This window comes from Micromonospora siamensis, from assembly GCF_900090305.1.
Taxonomy (GTDB): domain Bacteria; phylum Actinomycetota; class Actinomycetes; order Mycobacteriales; family Micromonosporaceae; genus Micromonospora; species Micromonospora siamensis.
Window position 1 is genome coordinate 3,852,053 of sequence record NZ_LT607751.1, and the last position, 20,276, is coordinate 3,872,328.

General features: G+C 75.0%; 20 protein-coding genes. 6 read left to right on the top strand and 14 right to left on the bottom strand.

The features are described from left to right. Positions 1–30: 30 nt before the first annotated feature. Genes GA0074704_RS17950 through GA0074704_RS17960 form a run of 3 tightly spaced genes read right to left on the bottom strand, consistent with a single transcriptional unit; the run spans position 31 to position 2,164 of the window. Positions 31–795: a class I SAM-dependent methyltransferase gene (locus GA0074704_RS17950; RefSeq protein WP_231926521.1), complete on the bottom strand. Its 765-nt coding sequence runs from the start codon at positions 793–795 to the stop codon at positions 31–33. Further along, entirely contained in the window at positions 792–1,493 is a 702-nt protein-coding gene (locus GA0074704_RS17955) for a TIGR04282 family arsenosugar biosynthesis glycosyltransferase (RefSeq protein ID WP_088971577.1), read from the bottom strand. The genes GA0074704_RS17950 and GA0074704_RS17955 overlap by 4 nt, the downstream gene beginning before the upstream one ends. Beyond that, a complete protein-coding gene (locus tag GA0074704_RS17960; RefSeq protein WP_088971578.1) occupies positions 1,490–2,164 on the bottom strand; it encodes a glycosyltransferase family 2 protein in 675 nt (224 codons plus the stop codon). Before GA0074704_RS17960 ends, GA0074704_RS17955 begins: the two co-directional genes overlap by 4 nt. A 178-nt stretch (positions 2,165–2,342) precedes the next feature. Here GA0074704_RS17960 and GA0074704_RS17965 point away from each other — a divergent pair, with 178 nt between their 5' ends. Then, positions 2,343–3,695, top strand: coding sequence for a hypothetical protein (locus GA0074704_RS17965; protein WP_088971579.1), 1,353 nt, complete (start codon positions 2,343–2,345; stop codon positions 3,693–3,695). Between the two features lie 37 nt (positions 3,696–3,732). On the opposite strand, the gene GA0074704_RS17970 is transcribed toward GA0074704_RS17965, so the two are convergent. Further along, on the bottom strand, positions 3,733–4,794 hold the full coding sequence (locus tag GA0074704_RS17970) for an NAD-dependent epimerase/dehydratase family protein (RefSeq protein WP_088971580.1): 1,062 nt from the start codon (positions 4,792–4,794) through the stop codon (positions 3,733–3,735). A 188-nt stretch (positions 4,795–4,982) separates the two neighbouring features. Between GA0074704_RS17970 and GA0074704_RS17975 the strand changes: the two genes are divergently transcribed. Together GA0074704_RS17975 and GA0074704_RS17980 are read left to right on the top strand one after the other, a co-directional pair. Beyond that, positions 4,983–6,335, top strand: a complete 1,353-nt coding sequence (locus GA0074704_RS17975) for a molybdopterin-dependent oxidoreductase (RefSeq protein ID WP_088971581.1) — start codon at positions 4,983–4,985, stop codon at positions 6,333–6,335. After that, positions 6,328–6,825 (top strand): hypothetical protein, encoded by a 498-nt coding sequence (locus tag GA0074704_RS17980; protein ID WP_231926522.1) that lies wholly within the window; start codon positions 6,328–6,330, stop codon positions 6,823–6,825. Before GA0074704_RS17975 ends, GA0074704_RS17980 begins: the two co-directional genes overlap by 8 nt. 10 nt (positions 6,826–6,835) lie before the next feature. On the opposite strand, the gene GA0074704_RS17985 is transcribed toward GA0074704_RS17980, so the two are convergent. Continuing rightward, a complete protein-coding gene (locus tag GA0074704_RS17985; RefSeq protein WP_157743820.1) occupies positions 6,836–7,438 on the bottom strand; it encodes a mycothiol-dependent nitroreductase Rv2466c family protein in 603 nt (200 codons plus the stop codon). A gap of 128 nt (positions 7,439–7,566) precedes the next feature. Between GA0074704_RS17985 and pdxR the strand changes: the two genes are divergently transcribed. The 3 genes from pdxR to GA0074704_RS18000 all read left to right on the top strand — a co-directional run bounded on the left by pdxR (position 7,567) and on the right by GA0074704_RS18000 (position 9,815). Next, on the top strand, positions 7,567–9,000 hold the full coding sequence (pdxR, locus tag GA0074704_RS17990) for a MocR-like pyridoxine biosynthesis transcription factor PdxR (protein ID WP_088971582.1): 1,434 nt from the start codon (positions 7,567–7,569) through the stop codon (positions 8,998–9,000). Positions 9,001–9,125: 125 nt separating this feature from the next. Next, on the top strand, positions 9,126–9,356 hold the full coding sequence (locus GA0074704_RS17995) for a hypothetical protein (protein WP_088971583.1): 231 nt from the start codon (positions 9,126–9,128) through the stop codon (positions 9,354–9,356). 39 nt (positions 9,357–9,395) lie between these two features. Next, a complete protein-coding gene (locus GA0074704_RS18000) occupies positions 9,396–9,815 on the top strand; it encodes an OsmC family protein (RefSeq protein ID WP_231926524.1) in 420 nt (139 codons plus the stop codon). A gap of 30 nt (positions 9,816–9,845) precedes the next feature. Here the strand turns inward: GA0074704_RS18000 and GA0074704_RS18005 are convergent, their stop codons facing one another. The 9 genes from GA0074704_RS18005 to GA0074704_RS18045 all read right to left on the bottom strand — a co-directional run bounded on the left by GA0074704_RS18005 (position 9,846) and on the right by GA0074704_RS18045 (position 20,271). Next, positions 9,846–10,754, bottom strand: coding sequence for an aminoglycoside phosphotransferase family protein (locus GA0074704_RS18005; RefSeq protein WP_088971585.1), 909 nt, complete (start codon positions 10,752–10,754; stop codon positions 9,846–9,848). 60 nt (positions 10,755–10,814) lie between these two features. Further along, complete coding sequence (locus GA0074704_RS18010; RefSeq protein WP_088971586.1) at positions 10,815–12,401, bottom strand: DHA2 family efflux MFS transporter permease subunit; 1,587 nt, start codon at positions 12,399–12,401, stop codon at positions 10,815–10,817. Positions 12,402–12,669: 268 nt separating this feature from the next. Beyond that, complete coding sequence (locus GA0074704_RS18015) at positions 12,670–14,163, bottom strand: FGGY-family carbohydrate kinase (RefSeq protein ID WP_088971587.1); 1,494 nt, start codon at positions 14,161–14,163, stop codon at positions 12,670–12,672. A gap of 12 nt (positions 14,164–14,175) precedes the next feature. Further along, the gene (locus GA0074704_RS18020) at positions 14,176–15,240 is read right to left on the bottom strand and encodes an alcohol dehydrogenase catalytic domain-containing protein (protein WP_231926933.1); all 1,065 of its coding nucleotides are present in this window, start codon (positions 15,238–15,240) and stop codon (positions 14,176–14,178) included. Between the two features lie 44 nt (positions 15,241–15,284). After that, positions 15,285–16,292, bottom strand: coding sequence for an ABC transporter ATP-binding protein (locus GA0074704_RS18025; protein WP_088971589.1), 1,008 nt, complete (start codon positions 16,290–16,292; stop codon positions 15,285–15,287). Continuing rightward, a complete protein-coding gene (locus GA0074704_RS18030; protein ID WP_231926526.1) occupies positions 16,285–17,343 on the bottom strand; it encodes an ABC transporter ATP-binding protein in 1,059 nt (352 codons plus the stop codon). The genes GA0074704_RS18025 and GA0074704_RS18030 overlap by 8 nt, the downstream gene beginning before the upstream one ends. After that, a complete protein-coding gene (locus GA0074704_RS18035; protein WP_088971590.1) occupies positions 17,340–18,266 on the bottom strand; it encodes an ABC transporter permease in 927 nt (308 codons plus the stop codon). Before GA0074704_RS18035 ends, GA0074704_RS18030 begins: the two co-directional genes overlap by 4 nt. Further along, on the bottom strand, positions 18,263–19,192 hold the full coding sequence (locus tag GA0074704_RS18040) for an ABC transporter permease (protein ID WP_088971591.1): 930 nt from the start codon (positions 19,190–19,192) through the stop codon (positions 18,263–18,265). The genes GA0074704_RS18035 and GA0074704_RS18040 overlap by 4 nt, the downstream gene beginning before the upstream one ends. After that, positions 19,192–20,271 carry a LacI family DNA-binding transcriptional regulator gene (locus GA0074704_RS18045; RefSeq protein ID WP_088971592.1) on the bottom strand — a complete coding sequence of 360 codons (1,080 nt, stop codon included), beginning with the start codon at positions 20,269–20,271 and terminating at the stop codon, positions 19,192–19,194. Before GA0074704_RS18045 ends, GA0074704_RS18040 begins: the two co-directional genes overlap by 1 nt. Positions 20,272–20,276 lie beyond the last annotated feature (5 nt).

The window sequence follows — 20,276 nt, forward strand, 5'->3', positions numbered from 1 at the left end:
TCCGGCCGGGACCGCCTGTCCGGCCCGGCGTCAGCGGCGGGCCAGCTCGGCGAACCAGCGACGGCCGGCCGCGAACACGTCCCGCACCGCCAGACCGGCGGCGTCCGCCGGTTCGCCGACGGTGGTGGCGTCCACCCCCGCCCAGCGGAACGCCGGCCCCCGGTGCCCGGCGGAGAGCACGTACGCCCGTCCCTGCCAGGCGCCGGCGCCCGGCGGGTCGACCTCCACCAGGACGGTCCCCCCGGCGCGCAGCAGCGCGCGGCAGCGGTGCAGCAGCGCGACGGGGTCGCCGCCGATGCCGACGTTGCCGTCGAGGAGCACCAGGTGCGCCCACCGGCCCTCGGCGGGCAGCCGGTCGAACAGGTCGGCGCGCACCGCGACCGCGCCGCGCGCCCGGGTCAGCGCGACCGCCCGGGCGGAGACGTCCACGCCGACGGTGGTCAGGCCGGCCCGGGTCAGGGCGGCGGTGAGCCGACCAGGGCCGCACCCGAGGTCCAGGGTGGGGCCGGCGCAGCGGGCGACGACCGGTTGGGTGGCCGGCTCCGCCGGGCCGTGCCAGCGTTCCACCGGCAGCCGGCGGCGGACCCCGTCCGGACCGACCAGCCAGTGGCCGCCGCCGTCCCGGTCCCGCAGCGCGGGGCCGAAACCGTCGCCGGCCGCCGCCGGCCGGGCTGGCACGCGTGCCGGCGCGGTCACCGTCGCGGCGGCCAGCGGGTGTCCCTGCACCGCGCCGGCCGGCCCGCGCCCCGGTGGGGCCGGCCGCGGCTCGGCGAGCCGGCGACCCCGCCCGTTCACCGCCGGCCGCCGGTGAGCGAACGCCGGCGGGTGCCGGTGGTCGGATGGCGCAGCGCGGCGACCGCCCGGGCGAACCGGCCGCCCGGCGCGAGCGCGGCCACGGCGAGCGCGTCGGCCCAGACGTCCACGTCCCGCAGCACCGGCAGCGGCGCCACCCGCAGGCCACGACCGCGCAACGCCGCCCAGGTGAGCCGGCAGGTGTCCGGGGTCGAGGTGGGCACCGCGCGCAGCGCGGCGGCGTGCCGGGGATCGCGCAGGCCCAACCCCCACCAGCCACCGTCGGCGGCCCGCCCCAGCACGGCGTCACCGTCGGCGAGCCGGCGTACGGCCGCCGACAGCCGGGCCGGGGTGAGCTGCGGGGTGTCCATGCCGATCTGGAACACCGGCCGTCCCGGCCAGGCGTCCGCCACGTCGGCGTGCGCGTGGACGATCCGGGTGGCCAGGTCGTCCCCGCGCTGCGGCAGGACCGGCCAGCCGGCGGTGGCCCCGGCCAGCTCCACCGCGCCGACGGCGTCGGACAGCCGGCCGGCCAGCGCCAGCACCGGGGTCACCGCCTCGGTCGCGCGGATCGCATCGATGGTGTCCAGCAGGGCGGCGGCGGCGATCCGGGCCGCAAGGCGGGGCGTGGCGGGCGGGCAGAGCCGGGTCTTCACCGCCCCGGGCACCGGCGCCTTGGCCAGCAGCAGCAGCACGGTCACCGGGGACCGTCCACGGTGCGCAGCACGGCGGCGAAGTCGCGGGTGGCCCGCAGGGTGCCGCGGACCGAGCCGGAGACCTTGGAGCGGGTGCCGGCGGCGCGGGGTGCGTAGCTGACGTCCAGCTCGTGGATCCGCCAGCCCGCCGCGGCGGCCCGGATCAGCAGCTCCAGCGGATAGCCGAACGCCCGGTCGGTGACGCCCAGGCCGAGCAGCGCCTCCCGGCGGGCCACCCGGATCGGGCTGAGATCGCGCAACGGCACCCCCCGCTGCCGCAGCAGGGCGGCGACCAGCGCCGTACCGGCCCGGGCGTGCCAGGGCCAGACGCCGAGGCGTACCGGCCGGCGGCGGCCCACGGCCAGGTCGGCGACGTCCTCGGTGACCGGGGCGACCAGGGCGGGCAGCTGCCGCGGGTCGAACGAGCCGTCCGCGTCCAGCACGCAGACCAGCTCGGTGTCGGCGGCCTCGATCCCGGCGTGCACGGCCGCGCCGTACCCCCGGCGGGGTTCGCGGACGACCCGGGCGCCGTAGCGGGCCGCCACCTCGGGCGAGCCGTCGCGGGACCCGTTGTCCACCACGATCGCCCGGTAGCCGGGTGGCAGCGCGGTCAGCACCCCGGGCAGGGCGGCGGCCTCGTCGAGGCAGGGCAGCACCACGTCGATCTGAGTCGGCATGCCGCCGACGCTAGGTGCCGACGGGGCCGCCGGGACGCCGATCCGCCTTACGGAAGCCTTACCGTGCACCGATTCCTTACCGTCCGGTGACGGACCGGTGATTCGGCGGACGGGAGGGCCGCGGGGTGCGTACCGTCCGGTCGTCATGAGGCCCGCCACGCTGCCGCACCGCTCCCCCATGCCCCGGCCCCGACCCCGCCACGACCGGGGTGACCTGGTGGTGCTCGGCGTCGAGGCGGCGCTGCTGGCCGCGGCCGTGCTGGTGGGCGCGCTGCTCAACCGGCGGGGCGCCGGCCTGCACGCCGACGCCGCGCCGCTGTACGCCACCTGGTGGCCGCACGTCGGCTGGGGCACCCCGGCCGCGCTGGCGGTGGTGGTGCTGGTGCTCGGTCCCGGGCTGCGCTGGGCCGGCACCGCCCGCTGGGGTCCGCTGCTGGCCGGCGGCTGGGCCGCTTCGGTGGCCTGGACGCTGGCGCTGGCCCTGGTCGACGGGTGGTCGCGAGGGCTGGTCCGGCGGCTGACCGTGCAGGCGGAGTACCTGCACGAGGTGCCGCGCGTCGGCGACGTCGGGGCCACGCTGGCCGGCTTCACCGACCGGATCCTGGACTTCCGGCCGGACTCGTGGTCCACCCACACCGCCGGACATCCGCCGGGCGCGCTGCTGGTCTTCGTCGGCCTGGACCGGATCGGGCTGGGCGGCGGGACCGCGGCGGCGCTGGCCTGCGTCCTGGTCGGGGCGACGGTCGCCGTGTCCGTGCCGGTGGCGCTGCGGGCGCTCGGCGCCGAGGCCCAGGCCCGGGCGGTGCTGCCGTTCCTGGTGCTGCTGCCCGGCGCGGTCTGGGTCGGCGCCTCCGGCGACGGCGTCTTCGCCGGGGTGGTCGCCGCCGGCCTGGCCCTGCTCGCGGTACGCGGGCCCGGGACGGCCCTGCTCGGTGGGCTGCTGCTCGGCTACGCCCTCTACCTGTCGTACGGGTTCGTGCTGCTCGGCCCGCTGGCCCTGGTGGTGCTGGCGCTGCGGCCGGCGCGACGGTGGGCCGCGCTGCTCGCCGGCGCCACCGGGGTGGCGGTGGTGGTAGGGGCGTTCACCCTCGCCGGCTTCTCCTGGTGGCAGGGGTACGACCGGCTGGTGGTCCGCTACTACCAGGGCTGGGCCGCCGACCGCCCGTACGCCTACTGGGTGTGGGCGAACCTGGCGGCGCTGCTGCTGTCGGCGGGGCCGGTGCTGGGCCCGGCGCTACGCCGGACAGCCCTCGCCGGCCGGGACCGGTGGCGGTCGACGTCGCAGCGGATCCCGGCGCGGGCGCGCGACCTCGGACCGACCGTGCTGCTGCCGGCCGCCGCCGCCCTGGCGGTGGTGGCGGCCGACCTGTCCGGGATGAGCAAGGCCGAGGTGGAGCGGATCTGGCTGCCGTTCACGGGGTGGCTGCTGGTGGCCGTGGCGCACCTGCCGGAGTCCTCCCGACGGTGGTGGCTGGCCGGGCAGGCGCTGACCGCCCTGGCCGTCAACCACCTGCTGCTCACCGTCTCCTGATCTCGGCCACCGGCGGCGCGGACGACGGACCGGGCGGTCAGGCCGCCACGGCGGCCGGTTCGCGCAGCGGGTCCGAGGCGAACGCGGTGACCCCGTCGACGAAACCGACCCGGGCGGTGTAGCCGAGCAGCTCCCGGGCCCGCCGCGGATCCGCGGTGACGTGCCGGACGTCCGCGGCCCGGGCGCCCCCGACCACCTCCGGCGGCGGCCCGCCCATCGCCCGGGCCAGCGCGCCGGCCAGCTCGCCGACGGTGTGCGGCTCGCCGGAGCAGACGTTCACCGGCACCAGCCCGTCCGGGGTGGACGCCGTCAGGGCCAGCACGTTGGCCCGGGCCACGTCGGTGACGTGCACGAAGTCGCGCCGCTGGCCGCCGTCCTCGTACACCCGGGGTGGCTGCCCGTCGGCGAGCGCCGAGCGGAAGATCGAGGCGACCCCGGCGTACGGGGTGTCGCGGGGCATCCGGGGCCCGTACACGTTGTGGTAGCGCAACGCCCACACCCCGCCGCCGGTCTGCCGCGCCCACGCGCCGGCCAGGTGCTCCTGGGCGAGCTTGCTGGCCGCGTACGTGCTGCGCGGCTCCAGGGGCGCGTCCTCGGGCACCAGGTCGGGGCGCAGCGGGCCGGAACAGTCCGGGCAGGTCGGGTCGTACCGGCCGGCGGCCAGGTCGGCGGGGCGGCGCAGGGCGGGCCGCACCACGCCGTGCCGGGCGCAGCGGTAACGGCCCTCGCCGTAGACGACCATCGAGCTGGCCAGCACCAGCCGGGACACCCCGGCCCGGTGCATGGCGGCGAGCAGCACCGCCGTGCCGAAGTCGTTGTGGCTGGCGTAGTCGGGGGCGTCCGACGGATCCAGCCCGTGGCCGACCATGGCGGCCTGATGGCAGACCGCGTCCACCCCGGGCAGCAGCCGGTCGAGCAGCTCAGGGTCGCGTACGTCGCCGATCACCGGTTCGTGCCGCCGCGACCAGTCGGGCAGCGCGCCGCCGTGCGCCTGGGGCAGCAGGGCGTCCAGGCAGACCACCTGGTGCCCCTCGGTGACCAGCAGGTCGGCGACCTGCGATCCGATGAAACCGGCCGCGCCGGTGACCAGTACCCGCATTCCGGTCACGGTAGGGCAGCCCGAGGCGACCGGAGGCCGGTTCCGGGTGGACGTCAGCACTCCGTAAGGGCCTGCGGCGGTAAGGCTTCGGTAATGCGGCAAAGCGGACCGGATCGAAGCGGCGGCGGCTAGCGTCCGGCGCAGGACCGCTGCACCGCACGGTCGTCACCGACCGCGAAGGAGGGACCGTGTCCCCGCACCCACCAGCCGCCGGGCCCGGCGACCGGGCGCCGACCACCCCGGCGTACGGCTTCCCCGCAGGACTGTGGCGCGGCCTGGAGCGGCGCCGCCCGCCCGGGGTGGACGCCGTGGCCGCCGCCTGGCGCAGCCCGGTACGCGGCCCGTGGCTGACCTCCGTCCTCGGCGCGGCGCTGCTGGTGGCGCTGCCGCTGGTGGTGGTCACCGGGCTGCTCGACTGGATCGCCTACGGTCCCCGGCTGGGGCAGGCGTTCCCCCGCGACGTGGGTTGGCTGCACCCGCCGGTCTTCGACTGGCCGACCCGGCCGGCGTGGCTGTTCCGGGTCACCCAGGGGCTGCACGTGACGCTGGGCATCGTGCTGGTGCCGGTGGTGCTGGCCAAGCTCTGGTCGGTGGTGCCGAAGCTGTTCGCCTGGCCGCCGGCCCGCTCGCCGGCCCAGGTGCTGGAGCGGCTGTCGCTGCTGCTGCTGGTCGGCGGGATCCTGTTCCAGACGGCCACCGGTCTGCTCAACATCCAGTACGCGTACCTGTTCGGCTTCGACTTCTACACCGCCCACTGGTACGGCGGGTGGATCTTCACGGTGGCCCTGGTCACCCATGTGGCGATCAAGCTGCCCCGGATGGTGACCGCGCTGCGCGGGCCGGGCTCTGCGCGTACCCCGGTGGCGACGACCACCCCGGAGCCGCCGGATCCGGACGGCCTGGTGGCCCGCCGGCCCGTCCCGGCGACGGTCAGCCGGCGCGGCGTGCTGGCCCTGACCGGCGGTGGCGCGCTGCTGCTGGCGGCGTTGACCGTCGGGCAGAGCGTGGACCCGCTGCGCCGCACGGCGCTGCTGCTGCCCCGCGGCCGTCGGCCCGGTCCCGGGCCGAACGGCTTCCCGGTCAACCGCAGCGCCGCCGCGGCGGGCGTCGACCCGGCCGACACCGGCACCGGCTGGCGGCTGGCCCTGCGCGGCGCCGACCGCACCGTGGCCCTGGACCGGACCGCGCTGCTGGCCCTGCCGCAGCACACCGCCCGGCTGCCGATCGCCTGCGTGGAGGGCTGGTCGACGGAGCAGACCTGGACCGGGGTACGCCTGCGCGACCTCGCCGCGCTGGTCGGCCCGCCCGACCCGGCCACCGCCCGGGTCCGGTCGCTGGAACGCGCCGGCCTGTTCAACCAGGCGGTGCTGCACGCCGGGCAGGTCGGCGACGGTGACGCGCTGCTGGCCCTGCGGGTCAACGGCGTCGACCTGGCCCCCGACCACGGCTTCCCGGCCCGGATCGTCGTGCCGGCGCTGCCCGGCGTGCACTGCACCAAGTGGGTCCGGGAGATCACCTTCGCCGGGCGCGACGATGCGTGAGCCGCGCGGCGGGCACGGCGCGGGGCTGCGTGAGCCGCGCCGCAGCTACCGCACGGCGGCGCGTGGGCTGCGCCGAGGCTACGGCGCGGCACCGTGGCACCTGCTGCTCCTGCTCGGCTGCTTCACCGTCGCCGGCTGGATCGCACTGCGGCTGTCCGGGGAGCCCTCCGCGCCCCGGATGCTGCTGTGGTTCCTCGGCGCGGTGGTCGCCCACGACCTGGTGCTCTTCCCGCTCTACGCGGTGGCGGACCGGGGCCTGCGCGCCGTCATCGCCGACCCGGCGCTGATCAACCACCTGCGGGTGCCGGCGCTGGGCGCCGGGCTGCTGCTTCTCGTCTACCTGCCCGGCGTGCTGGGCCTCGGCGACGGAACGTACGTCGCGGCGACCGGCCTGACGCCCCGGGTGATGGTGGGCCGGTGGCTGGCGGTCAGCGCCGGGCTGTTCGCGCTCAGCGCCGTGACGTACGCGCTGCGCCGACGACGGCGCTGACCGGCCACCGTCACCGGGCGATCGGCGGGCGGGTACGACCCCGCTTCAACTCGAAGAACCCGTCGGCGCCGGTCACCTGGAGCACCCCGTCCCAGAGCCGGCCGGCCTCCTCGCCGCGCGGGACGGGGGTGAGCACCGGCCCGAAGAAGGCGTTCAGCCGCCCGTCCGCTCCGGTCACGTGGATGGTGGGTGTGCCCAGGTCCTCGCCGACCGGGTCCAGTCCGGCATGGTGGCTGGCGAGCAGCGCCTCGTCGTGGTCGGTGGTGTCGGCCACGTCGGCCAGCTCCGCCGGCAGCCCCACCTCGGTCAGGGCGTCGACGTACAACGGCCGGCCGATCGGAGTCCGCTGGTGGTGGATCCGGTTGCCCAGCGCCGTGTAGAGGTCGCGCAGCACGTCGTTGCCGTGGGCCGCCTCGGCGGCGACGGCGACGCGTACCGGGCCGAGGCCGGGGCGCAGCCACTCCCGGTACCACTCCTCCAGTCCCTCCCGCCCGTCGTTGAGGACGGACAGACTCATCACGTGGAAGCGCACCCGCACGTCGCGAACCCGTTCGACCTCGAGCAGCCAGCGGGAGGTGTTCCAGGCCCAGGGGCAGCGGGGGTCGAACCACATGTCGACGTCGGTCACGGCGTCTCTCTTCCTGTGTCGCGGGTGGTAGCGGATCTCAATCTAGAAACAGGATTGGCCCCGGCCAAGCGCCAATCGAAGGGCTGATGATTGGGCCAATGTAGGCTCCTGGCGTGGAGATCCAGATCAGCCTGGCGGGTCGGGGTGACCGGGCGGCGCGGATCTACCGGCACCTGCTCGAGGCGATCCTCGACGGACGACTGCGGCCCGGGGAGCGGCTCCCGCCGACCCGTGAGCTGGCGGCGCGGCTGGCGGTCTCGCGCAACACCGTCGCCGCCGCGTACGACCGGCTGACCGCCGACGGATTCCTGGCCGGACGGGTCGGGGCCGGCACCTTCGTGGCCAACGCGCCGGTCGGACCGACGCCGGGGCGCCGGGCGCCGGCCGGGCGGGGCGTGCTGCCACGCGGACACTGGCGCTCCCTGCCCGGCGCGAGCACCCCCACCCCGCCCGGGCGGTACGACTTCACCGTCGGTACGCCCGACCCCCGGCTCTTCCCGCTCGACACCTGGCGGCGGCTGGTGGCGAACCAGTTGCGCATCGGCGCGATGGCCGGCGGCTACGGCGACCCGGCCGGCCACGCCGGGTTCCGCGAAGCCGTCGCGCGGTACGCCGGGGTGGCCCGCTCGGTGCGGGCCCGGGCCGACGACGTGCTGGCCACCACGGGGGCACAGCAGGCGCTGGACCTGGTCGGCCGGGTGCTGATCGAACCGGGTGACTGCGTGGCGGTCGAGGATCCCGGCTACCCGCCGGCCCGGGCGCTGTTCCGGTCCATGGGCGCGGTGGTGGCCGGTGTGCCGGTGGACGACGAGGGGCTGGTGGTGGACCTGCTGCCCACCTCGGCCCGACTGATCCACACCACGCCGTCGCACCAGTTCCCGCTGGGCACCCCGATGTCCCTGCGCCGACGGGCGGCGCTGCTCGACTGGGCGCAGCGGCACGGTGCGGTGGTGGTCGAGGACGACTACGACAGCGAGTTCCGCTTCTCCGACCGCCCGCTGGAGCCGTTGCAGAGCCTGGACCGCGGTGGCCGCGTGGTCTACGTCGGGTCGTTCTCCAAGACGATGCTGCCGATGCTGCGGCTGGGTTTCCTAGTGGCGCCGGAGTCACTGCGGCCGGCCCTGCTGGCCGCGAAGCGGCTCACCGACTGGCACGGTGACCTCACCACCCAGGGCGCGATGGCGCAGTTCATGGCCGAAGGGCTGCTGGCCCGGCACATCCGGCGGGCCAGCCGGGAGTACGCCGCCCGGCACGAGGAGATCGCCGCCCGGCTGGACCGGGACTTCGCCGACTGGCTGGTCCGCGTGCCGTCGGCCGCCGGCCTGCACCTGGCCGCCCGGCTCGCGCCGGGCGCGGACGTCGACGTGGCGGCGGTACCGGCGGCGGCCCGCTCGCGTGGCGTCACCGTCGAAGACCTGGACCGCTACCGGGTGGACGCGGACGCGGCCGGCCTGGTGCTCGGGTACGGACGGATCGACCGGGCCCGGATCGGGCCGGGGCTGGACCGACTCGCCGCGGCGTTCCGGGCGACCGCCGACGCCGACTGAACGACCCCCCGGCTCAGTCGGCGTCGCTGGGTTCCGCGACGATCGCCCGCAACCGGGCCCGACCCCCGGCGACGAAGGCCGGGTAGGGGTAGGCGTGGCGGGTCAGGGCCGGCAGGTCCCAGGTCGTGAACGCCGGGCTGCTCTACCTGGTCCATCTGCCCGGCGTGCTGGGCCTCGGCGACGGAACGTACGTCGCGGCGACCGGCCTGACGCCCCGGGTGATGGTGGGCCGGTGGCTGGCGGTCAGCGCCGGGCTGTTCGCGCTCAGCGCCGTCGGGTACGCGCTGCGCCGGGCCCGGCACCGGGGCGGAGGTCCCGCGACCGGAAGCCGGAAGGACCTGCCGCGACGCCGGTGACGGGTGTCTGCTGGGTGGGAGCGACAGGGGGTGACCGGGATGAGCCAGACACAGGGCGTGACGACGATGGACGTCAGGTTCGTGGCGGGCGAGGCGTACGAGGTCACGGTGCGGGGGCACCGGGTGACCGTGGACCAGCCGGTCGGAGACGGTGGCGCGGACCAGGCGCCCACGCCGACGGAGCTCTTCGTCGCGTCGCTGGCCACCTGTGTGGCGTTCTACGCCGGCCGGTACCTCGACCGGCACGGGCTGAGCCGGGAGGGCCTCGGCGTCACGGCATCCTCCCGGATGGCCGCGGATCCGCCGGCCCGGGTGGCGGAGGTCCACCTGGCGGTGCGGGTGCCGCCGGACTTCCCCGAGTCGCGGCGGTCGGCCCTGCTGGCGGTGGTCTCCCACTGCACGGTGCACAACAGCCTGGCCGCGCCGCCCGACGTGGTGATCGACGTGGCACGGCCCTGACCGGTCACCGGCTTCCGGCCCGCCAGCGGCTCAGTGGTCGGCGGAGTCGGCGAGGATCGCCCGCAGCCGCGCCCGGCATTCGGCGACGAACTCCGGGTAGGTGTGCCAGTAGTAGGAGACGCCGCTGACCCCGACCGCGATCGCCCAGGCCCGGGCCCGCGCCCAGGTCGCGTCGTCGACCTTCAGGGCGTCGCGGTAGGCGTGGCGGGCCGGGGCCGGCAGGTCCCACACGGCGGCGTGTTCGGCGTCCGGAAGGCCGATCGAGAGGGCACCGAAGTCGATGACGGCGCACAATCTGCCGTCGCGTACCAGCAGGTTGGCCGGTCGCAGGTCGCCGTGCAGCCAGACGTGCGGGCCGGCGGGCTCGGGCAGCGCCAGCGCGGCTCGCCAGAGCCGGTGCAGGGCGTCGACGTCGAGTTCCCCGCCGACGGTGGCGCGGCAGTCCTCGAGACACCGGCTGATCCACTCGTCGCAGTCCCGCAGGCTGCCCCCGCGGTACCAGCTCAGGTCGCCCTGGCGGGTGGCCCCCATCAGGTCGATGTCGTGCAGTTCCCGCACGAAGGCCGCGAGGTCCGTGCCGAAGGCGGCCCAGTCCCCGACCGCGTCGGACCGGACCTCGCCGCCGTCGATCCACCGGTAGACCGACCAGGGCAGGGGGAACGCGGCGGTCGGTGTGCCGGCGTGCCGCGGTGCCGGCACGGGGCAGGTCAGCAGGGGGGCCAGTCGGGGCAGCCACTCCTGCTCCTTGCGTAGGGAGCCCGCCTTCTCGGCGGTACGCGGAAGCCGTACGAGCAGGTCGTCGCCGAGCCGGTACATGGTGTTGTCCGTGCCCGCTCCGGCAAACGACAGCGGGAGCCGCTGCCACTGCGGGCACTGCTCCCGCAGCACCGACCTGACGATCTCCTCGTCGACCGGGACCTCGTTCTCGTGCAGGCTCACGCGGGTGCTCCTTGGCTGGTGCCGGGCCGGCGGGGCGGGTGCCCGCCGGCCCGGCGAGGCTCAGTGGATGGCGACCGGCACCGGCGGCTGCTGCCCGCCCGGCTCGCCGTCGAGCAGGTGCGACGGCTCGCTGCGCCGAGGCAGGAACGCCGCCGGGATGAAGGTGAGCAGCACCAGTGCGAAGCCGACCCAGAAGGTGGTGGCGAAGGAGTTCGCCGCGAAGTCCAGGCCCCGCTCGATCAGCGACGGCGGCACCGGGAACTGCTGGGCCAGCTCGGGCCGCTGCTGCACGCCGATGGCCAACGCTGCCTCGGTGACCGGGTTGCCGCTCGGGTCGGTCGCCCCGGGGATCGGCTGGGAGCCGTTGAGCTCGTTGGTGAGGATCACCGACATCACCGCGGCTCCGATGGAACCGCCGATCTGCTGGAGGATGTTGACCAGCGTGGAGCCGCGGGCCACCTCCTGGGCCTGCAGCGTCTTCAGCGCCGACGTCATGATCGGCATCATCGTGCCGCCCATACCGAGCCCCATCACGAACAGCGCCCCGCAGAGCAGCCAGTACGAGGTGTCCGGGTCGACCTGGGTGAAGGCGAAGAAGCCGGCGGCGATGAGCACCAGGGCGAACGGCACCGTCCGGCCGACCGGGACCCGGTCGGCGAGCATGCCGGCGATCGGCATGGTGACCATCGCGCCGATGCCCTGCGGCGCCATCAGCAGGCCGGCGGTCAGCGTCGTCTCGCCCCGGATCTGCAGGAAGTAGCTCGGGAAGAGCAGCCCGGCGCCCATGAACGCGATGATGAACACGAACATGGTGACCGAGGCGATGGTGAGGCTGCGGTTGCGGAACAACCGCAGGTCGAGCAGCGGGTGCCGGGGCTTGAACGAGTAGGCGACGAAGCCGATCAGCAGCGCGGCGCCGACCAGCATCGGCAGCCACACCTCGGGGTCGGTGACGGTGCCCGCCTCGGGCAGCGACGAGACGCCGTAGAGGAACAACGCCAGGCCCGGGGAGAGCATCAGCATGCCGAGGAAGTCGAACGACTCCGACGGCTCCGGGGCGTCCCTGGGCAGCGCCAGCGCCGCGTAGACGAGGGCGACGGCGCCGACCGGGATGTTGATCAGGAAGATCCAGTGCCAGCTCGCCGTGTCGATCAGCCAGCCGCCGAGGATCGGGCCGCCGATCGGGCCGAGCAGCATGGGGATGCCGAGCACCGCCATCAGCCGGCCGATCCGGGCCGGGCCGGCGGCCCGGGTCATGATGGTCATGCCGAGCGGCATCAGCATGCCGCCGCCGAGGCCCTGCAGCACGCGGTAGCCGATCAGCTCCCCGATCGTGTCGGCGGTGGCGCACAGCCCGGAGCCGATGGTGAACAGCGCCAGCGCGACCATGTAGAGCCGCTTGGTGCCGAACCGGTCCGCGGCCCAGCCGCTGAGCGGGATCACCGTGGCCAGGGCCAGCGTGTAGGCCGTCATCGTCCAGGCGACCCGGGCGTACGACGCGTCGAACTCGGTCTGGAACGTCGGCAGCGCCACGCTGACCACGGTCACGTCGAGGATCGACATGATCGCGCCGAGCACCACGACACCGGCGATCTTGAGCACCGCGGCATCGAGCTTGTCGGATGTCCCGATGGGTTGTGAGGTCACGGAAACGGTCTCCTGGGTTCGGTCCGGTCGCCGGCGGTGGCGGCAGCACGCCGACGGGGGTGGGCGGTCACGCCTCGTGACCGACGTCCGCAGGCAGACTAACGACCACGACCGACACCCGACGTCCGAATTCCGGTTCCGTCGTCGTGTGGGCGGCCCCACCGGGCGGCAGGCCGCCGGGATTGTCCCGTCACACCCCGTTCGGCGCGGGCCGATGTGTCGGAGCGCACACTCCACACTGCACCACCGTCACCGCCCGACCGGCCGGTCAGCCCGGCGGCTGTCCCTGCACCGCGGCCAGGTCGTGCACCACGTCCCGGGTCGCCGGATAGAGCGTCCCGTACCCGGCGAACAGCCGGTCGTACAGCTCGGCGCGACTGCGGTCCGGGGTGACCGTGCGGGCCACCCGGGACCAGTCGGTGTCCGGCGGGACCAGGCCGGTGCCGATCGCGGCCAGCAGGGCGTCGCCGTAGCTCGCGCCGATGGTCTCGGCCGGCAGATGCTGTTCCCGCCCGGTGATGTCGCTGACCACCTGGGTCCAGAGCCCGGCCCGGGCGCCCCCGCCGACGGCGACGATCCGCCCCGCCGGGCCGCCGGCACTGTCGAGCAGGTCGACGATCTGCCGGATGCCGTAGCCGATTCCCTCGTACACCGCGCGGAACAGGTGACCCCGGCCGTGCCGCAGGCTCAACCCGGCGATGACGCCCCGCGCCGCCGGGTCGAAGATCGGGGTACGTTCCCCCGCGAAGTACGGCAGCAGGAGCAGCCCGTCGGCGCCCGGTGGGACGGCCTCCGCCTCGGCGAGCAGCTGCTCGTACGGCACTCCCCCGGTGAGCCGCTGCACCCACTCGGTCAGCAGGCCGGAGGTGGACATCCCGGCGGCCAGCGTGTACGAGCCGGGTTCCACGCCCGCGGTGGTCCAGAGCAGCGGGTGGGTACGCGGTGCCGACAGCACCTGGACGAAGAACATCGTCGAGCCGTACATCAGCATCAGGTCGCCGGGCCGGCGCACGCCGGCGCTGAACGCCTCGGCCCAGGCGTCGACGGTGCCGGCGCAGACCGGCGTGCCGGCCGGCAGCCCGGTCCGGGCGGCGGCGTCCCCGGTGACCGTCCCGGCCACCTGCCCCGGCCAGAGCAGCTCGGGAAAGCGCAGCCCGGGGGCGACGTCGGCGGCCCACTCGGGGTGCCAGCGCCGGGCGGACACGTCGTAGAGCGGGTCGCACTGGCTGGCGGTGTGCTGGTCCAGCACGTACTCGCCGGTGAGTCGGGCCACCACGAAGGAGCTGGAGTTGTACCAGCGGGTGGCCCGCTGCCACACCTGCGGCTCGTGACGCCGGACCCAGAGCAGCTTCGGCCCGACCGCCTGCGACGACAGGGCCGAGCCACCCCGGGCGACGATCTCGTCGGCGCCGTACCGCCGGGTCAGCTCGTCGATCTCGGCGGTGGCCCGCATGTCGATGCCGTACAGGATGGCCGGGCGCAGCGGCCGGACCTGGTCGTCGCAGAGGAGCAGGCACGGGCCGACACCGCTGACGCAGACCCCGGCGATCCGGCCGCCGGCCGCGGCGGCGGTCAGTTCCCGGCTGATCGCCACCACGTCGGCCCACCAGACCGCGTCGGCGTCCACCTCCGCCCAGCCGGGACGCGGGTAGGACACGCCGTGGGCGCGGGTGGCCGTGGCCACGATGGTGCCGTCCGGGCGGGCCAGCACCCCCTTGCTGCTGGCAGTGCCGAGGTCGATGCCGATCAGGTAGTCGCTCACGCCGTCGCCGTCCTATCCGGGGATCAGGGAGACCTTGACCGACCGGGAGCCGTCACCGACCAGGTCGAGGCCCTGCTGGAAGTCGGCCAGCGGGAGCTGGTGGGTGCAGATCCGGTCCATCGGCAGGACGCCGGACTCCAGCATCCGGATCGCCGCCGGCCAGCAGTGCGGGCCGAGGTGGGCGCCGCGGACGTCGAGTTCCTTGTCGTCGCTGATGATGCTCCAGTCGACGGTGACGTCGGAGCCGAAGACGCCGTACTCCACGTAGGTGCCGAGCTTGCGGAGCAGGTTGAGGCCCTGGCCGACGGCGGCCGGGTGGCCGCTGCCCTCCAGGTAGACGTCCGCGCCGTACCCGTCGGTCAGCCCGCGCACCACCTCCAGCGGGTCCTGCCGGGAGATGTTGACGGTGACGTCGGCGCCGCAGGCGGCGGCCAGGTCGAGGCGGTCGTCGGAGACGTCCAACGCCACCACGTGCGCCGGGGACTTCGCCCGCGCCCCGGCGACCATGCCCAGCCCGATCGGCCCGCAGCCGGCGACGACCACCACGTCGTCGAAGGTGATCCCCCCGCGTTCCACGGCGTGCAGCGCGCAGGACAGCGGCTCGGCGAACGCGGCGTGCGCCGGCGGCAGGTCCCGGGAGACCCGGTGTACCAGGGCGGCGGCCGGGAAGACCATGTACGACGCCATCGCGCCCGGGGTGCGGCGCTTGAAACCGTAGATGTCGTGCGGCCCGCACATCCAGTACTGGCCGCGCCGGCAGTACCGGCACTCCCAGCAGGGCACGATCTGCTCGGAGACCACCCGGTCGCCGACCTCGACGCCCCACCGGGCGCGGGCGGCGTCGTCCAGGGCGACCACCTCGCCGACGAACTCGTGGCCGGGCACCACCCCGGTCTCCGCCCACGCCGGCCGGGTGTCGTCGCCCCAGAACTTGCTCGCGCCGTGGTAGCACTTGAGGTCGCTGGCGCAGATGCCGACGGCCTCGACCCGGACCAGCGCCTCCCCCGGCCCGGGCACCGGCACCGGCACGTGCTCCAGGCGGTAGTCCTCGGGTCCGTGACAGACCACGGCTCGCATCGTCTCGGGCACGCCTGCTCCTCGGGGTGGGGGTGGGGTGGGGGTCATCCGGCGATCCCGTACCGCGCGTCGGCCTCGGCGAAGTGGCAGGCCACCCGGTGGCCGGCGGCCCGCTCGGTGAGTTCCGGCTCGACCTGCGCGCAGGTCGTCTCGGCCTTCGGGCAGCGGGTACGGAACCGGCAGCCCGACGGGGGCGACAGCGGGGACGGCACCTCGCCGCCGAGGACGATCTCCTCGGGGCGGTCGTTGCGCCAGTCGTCGACGGCCGGCGCGGCGGACAGCAGCGCCTGGGTGTACGGGTGGGCCGGGGCGCCGAACACCTCGTCGGTGCGGCCCTGCTCGACGAAGCGGCCGAGGTACATCACGGCGACGGTGTCCGCGACGTGGCGCACCACCCCCAGGTCGTGGGAGACGAAGACGTACGACACGCCCGTCTCGTCCTGCACCTCGCGCAGCAGGTTGAGGATCTGCGCCCGGATGGAGACGTCGAGCGCGGAGACCGCCTCGTCACAGACGATCACCTTGGGGCGTACGGCCAGCGCCCGGGCGATGCAGATGCGCTGCCGCTGGCCGCCGGAGAACTGGTGCGGTCGCAGGCCGCGCTGGCTGGTGCGCAGGCCGACCAGTTCGAGCAGCCGGTCGACCTCGGCGTCCCACCGCTCCCGGGGCACGATGCCGGGGTGGATCTGCCACGGCTCGCTGATCAGGTCCCGGACGCTCATCCACGGGTTGAGCGACGCGTACGGGTCCTGGAAGACCATCTGCACGTCGGGTCGCAGCCGGCGGCGGGTGGCCCGCGGCGCGGTGGCCAGGTCGACGTCGCCGAGGAGCACCTGCCCGCGGGCGGGCGGCAGCAGCCCGACGATGGTGCGGGCCAGGGTGGACTTGCCGCAGCCGGACTCGCCGACGATGCCGACGGTGCTGGCGGCCGGCACGGTCAGGTCGACGCCGGCCACCGCCCGGACCCGCCGGCCGCCGGAGAAGAGCCCGCCGGCGAGCCGGTAGTCGACGTGCAGGTCCCGCAGCCGCAGGACCGGGGTCGGTTCAGACATGTCCGCTCACCTCGCTGGTGTCGGCGCTGGGCCGGTCGGGGGCGTCGCCGACCACCTCGTCGGCGAAGTGGCAGGCGCTGGCGCGGGCCGGCGCGACGGGTCGCAGCGCGGGCACCTCCGTGCGGCAGCGGTCCCGGGCCATCGGGCACCGGGGGTGGAAGGCGCAGCCGGCGGGCACGGTCCGCGGGTCCGGCGGCTGGCCGCCGATGGCCTCCAGGGTCGCGCCCGGGCGCCGACGGTCGGGCACCGAACGCATCAACCCGACGGTGTACGGGTGGGCGGGGCGGCTGAGGACGTCACGGCTCGGCCCGGACTCGACGACCCGGCCGGCGTACATGACGACGACCTGGTCGGCGGAGCGGGACACCACGCCGAGGTCGTGGCTGATCAGGATCATGGTGAGTCCGCGGGCCTGCTTGCGCTCGGCCAGCAGCCGCATGATCTGCGCCTGGACGGTGACGTCGAGCGCGGTGGTGGGCTCGTCGGCGATGAGCAGCCGGGGTTGCAGGGACAGCGCCATGGCGATCATGACGCGTTGCCGCATGCCACCGGAGAACTCGTGCGGGTACGACCGGGCCCGGTTCGCCGCGTCCGGGATGCCGACCTCCACCATGGACTCGACGGCGCGGTCGCGGGCCTCGCGACGGCTCGCCCCGGCGCGGCGGCGGAACATCTCGGCGATCTGGTCGCCGACCCGGATGCACGGGTTCAACGCCGACAGCGGGTCCTGGAAGATCATGCTGAGTTCCCGGCCGCGCAGCGGCTGCCACTGGCGTTCGGTCAGCCGGGCGACCGGCGCGCCGTCGAGGACGATGTCGCCGCCGCCGACGGTGACGCCCGGGGGCAGCAGGCCCATCATGGCCAGCGCGGTCAGGCTCTTGCCGCTGCCGGACTCGCCGACGACCGCCACGGTCGTGCCGGCCGGTACGTCGAGGCTGACGCCGCGGACCAGGTCCACCGCGCCGGCGCCGCGGCCGAGGCTCAGCCGCAGGTCGGTGACGCGCAGCAGGGGCTCGGGGGTGCCGCCTTCGGACGGCCTGATGTCGGTCACAGCGCCGCCCTCGGGTCGGTGTGGTCGCGGTAGGCGTCGCTGACCAGGCCCACGGCCACGACCACCAGGGCGAGGGCCACGCCGGGCAGGGTGGAGATCCACCAGGCCGAGGAGAGGTAGTCGCGGCCGTCGGAGATGGTCGCGCCCCAGGAGGCCTGGGTGACGGGTACGCCGAGGCCGAGGAAGCTCAGCGAGGCCTCCCCCACCATGGCCAGCCCGATCTGCGCGGTGCCGGCCACCAGCAGCGGCGCCCAGCAGGACGGGAGGATGTAGCGGATCAGGATGCGCAGGTGGCCCACGCCCAGCACCCGGGCCGAGTCGACGTACTCCAGGGCGTGCACGGTGATCGCGGAGGCCCGGACCACCCGGGCGAAGATCACCCACCGGGTGACCGCCAGGGCGATGATGATGTTGGTGAGGCTTGGCCCGAGCACGCCGGCGATGAGGATGGCCAGCAGCACGCTGGGGAAGGCCAGCTGCACGTCGCCGAGGCGGGAGATCAGGGTGTCGGCCCAGCCCCCGAAGTAGCCGGCGAGCAGCCCGAGGACCAGCCCGACGAAGCCGCCGATCAGCACGGTGGCCAGGCCGACGACCACCGAGACCCGGCTGCCGGCGAGGATCTGGGCGAGCAGGTCGCGGCCGAGCTGGTCGGTGCCGAGCAGCGCCACCCCGCCGCCGGAGAGGCTGGCGCCGGGCGGCAGCAGCCGGTTGGGCAGGTCGGTCTCGGTGGCCGAGTAGGGCAGCAGCACCGGCCCGAACGCGGCGGCCAGCACCACCAGGGCGAGGAAGGCCAGGGAGATCCGGGCGCGCGGCGGGATCCGGCGGCGGGTCGGGGCGGACGCGGCGGGCGTCGGGGTGACGGCGGGTTCCCCGGCCGGGGCGCGGTCGGGGGCCTCCGCCGGGGAGGCGGGATGCAGGGTCATGACATGTGCTCCGGATTCAGCCGCGGATCCAGCTTGACGTAGAGAAAGTCGACCAGCAGGTTCAGCAGGACGTACGCGACGGTGATGGTCATGATGACCGCCTGCACCACCGAGTAGTCGCGGTTGGTGATCGAGTCGATCATCAGCGAGCCGATGCCGGGCCAGGCGAAGACCACCTCGATGATCACGGCGTTGGCGATGAAGTTGCCGACCAGCAGGCCGAGCAGGGTCACCACCGGGATCATCATGTTGCGCACCACGTGGCGGTAGAAGACCACCCGGCCGTCGACGCCCTTGGCGCGGGCGGTGCGGACGTAGTCCTTGCCCAGCTCCTCCAGCACGCCGTTGCGGACCAGCCGGGCCAGCCAGCCGAGGAACGGCAGCGCCAGGGTCACCGAGGGCAGCACCAGCGAGGCGACCGTGCCGTTGGCGGTGGCGGGCAGCACGTCCAGGGTGCGGGAGAAGACCAGGATCAGCATCACGCCGACCCAGAAGGTGGGCAGCGCCTGGCCGAGCAGCGTCGGCACGGAGATGGCCCGGTCGATCCAGGAGCCGGCCCGCCGGGCGCTGAGCACGCCGAGCGGGAAGCCGACCGCCACGGTGATCAGCAGCGCGAAGGCGGACAGTTGCAGGGTGGCCGGCAGCCGCTCCAGCACGTTGGCCAGGGCGTCGCCGCCGAGGCGCCAGGAGGTGCCGAAGTCGCCCTGGGCGACGCCCTGCAGGAAGGTGAGGTACTGCCGCAGCAGCGGCTCGTCGAGCCCGAGCTGGGTACGCAGCGCGGCGATGTCGCTCTGGCTGGCCGAGGCGCCGAGGATCAGCGCGGCCGGGTCGCCGGGGGCCACCCGGACGACCAGGAAGACCACGGTCAGCGAGGCCAGGATGATCAACACGGCCTGGGCGAGACGTTTCAGGACGAACCTGAGCATCAGCGGCTCCCGGGGTCGGCGGCAGTGGACTGCCGGTGGTTGGAGGAGCCCCGTACGACCAGCTCCCCGGGGAAGCTGATCCGGGTCCGGGGGGCGCCGGAGCCGCGCCGGCCGATCCGGGCGACGAGCTGGTCGACCGCGGCGGTGCCGACCTGCTCGGCGGGGAGCCGCACGCTGCTCAGCCCCGGGTCGAGGTAGGCGGAGAACGGGTGGTCGCCGAAGCCGACGACCGACACGTCCTCGCCCACCCGGCGGCCGGCCTCGGTCAGCGCCCGGTAGACCCCGAGGGCGAAGTAGTCGTTGCCGACGAGGATGCCCGAGCGCGGCGGCACGTCGGCCACCAGGCGCTGGGCCAGCTCGTACGCCTCGGCCGGCTCCCAGGGCAGGGTGTTGGCGGCGCGCCGCCGGGTCGGTACGCGCAGCACGCGTACCGACTCGGCCGGCACCCCCCGCTCGGTCAGCGCCCGGTCGAACCCGGCCATCCGGGCGCCCACCGTGGATATCGCCAGGTCCTCCTCCAGCAGGTACATCCGCTCGACGCCGCTGTCGAGCAGATGCAGGGTGGCCTGGTACGCGCCCCGCTCGTAGTCGATGCCGACCAGGTCGCAGTCGAGTTCCGGCAGGTCGCGGTTGACCAGCACCAGCTCGGTGCCGGCCGCCACCAGCCGCCGCCAGTGGTCGACCTCGGGCTGCACCGGCACCACCAGGGCCCCGTCGACGCCCCAGCGCCGCATCGACTCCACCGCGCGCAGCTCGTTGGCGTGGTTCTCCTCGGAGACCACCAGCAGCACCGAGTAGCCCAGCGTGCTGCCGCGCTGCTCGATGGCGCTGATCATGCGGGAGTAGAACGGGTTGGACGGGTTGGTGATGACCACCCCGATGGTCATGGCCTGGCCGAGGACCAGGGATCTGGCCATGGTGTTCGGGACGTAGCCGAGCCGGTCGGCCTCGGCCTTGATCATCGCCCGGGTCTCCTCGCTGACGGCGCTCTTGCCGGCCAGCGCGCGGGACACGGTGTTGACCGAGAGGCCGACCGAGGTGGCGATGTCTTGCAGGGTGACGCGTCGGGGTGAGTTCATGGCGA

Bases quoted from the DNA above. Each gene is read 5' to 3' on its own strand.
- GA0074704_RS17960 (WP_088971578.1), bottom strand. From the start codon at position 2,164: ATGCCGACTCAGATCGACGTGGTGCTGCCCTGCCTCGACGAGGCCGCC.
- GA0074704_RS18040 (WP_088971591.1), bottom strand. From the start codon at position 19,192: ATGCTCAGGTTCGTCCTGAAACGTCTCGCCCAGGCCGTGTTGATCATC.
- GA0074704_RS17980 (WP_231926522.1), top strand. From the start codon at position 6,328: ATGCGTGAGCCGCGCGGCGGGCACGGCGCGGGGCTGCGTGAGCCGCGC.
- GA0074704_RS18000 (WP_231926524.1), top strand. From the start codon at position 9,396: ATGAGCCAGACACAGGGCGTGACGACGATGGACGTCAGGTTCGTGGCG.
- GA0074704_RS18045 (WP_088971592.1), bottom strand. From the start codon at position 20,271: ATGAACTCACCCCGACGCGTCACCCTGCAAGACATCGCCACCTCGGTC.
- GA0074704_RS17965 (WP_088971579.1), top strand. From the start codon at position 2,343: ATGCCCCGGCCCCGACCCCGCCACGACCGGGGTGACCTGGTGGTGCTC.
- GA0074704_RS18020 (WP_231926933.1), bottom strand. From the start codon at position 15,240: ATGCGAGCCGTGGTCTGTCACGGACCCGAGGACTACCGCCTGGAGCAC.
- GA0074704_RS17970 (WP_088971580.1), bottom strand. From the start codon at position 4,794: ATGCGGGTACTGGTCACCGGCGCGGCCGGTTTCATCGGATCGCAGGTC.
- GA0074704_RS17985 (WP_157743820.1), bottom strand. From the start codon at position 7,438: ATGTGGTTCGACCCCCGCTGCCCCTGGGCCTGGAACACCTCCCGCTGG.
- GA0074704_RS18025 (WP_088971589.1), bottom strand. From the start codon at position 16,292: ATGTCTGAACCGACCCCGGTCCTGCGGCTGCGGGACCTGCACGTCGAC.
- GA0074704_RS18035 (WP_088971590.1), bottom strand. From the start codon at position 18,266: ATGACCCTGCATCCCGCCTCCCCGGCGGAGGCCCCCGACCGCGCCCCG.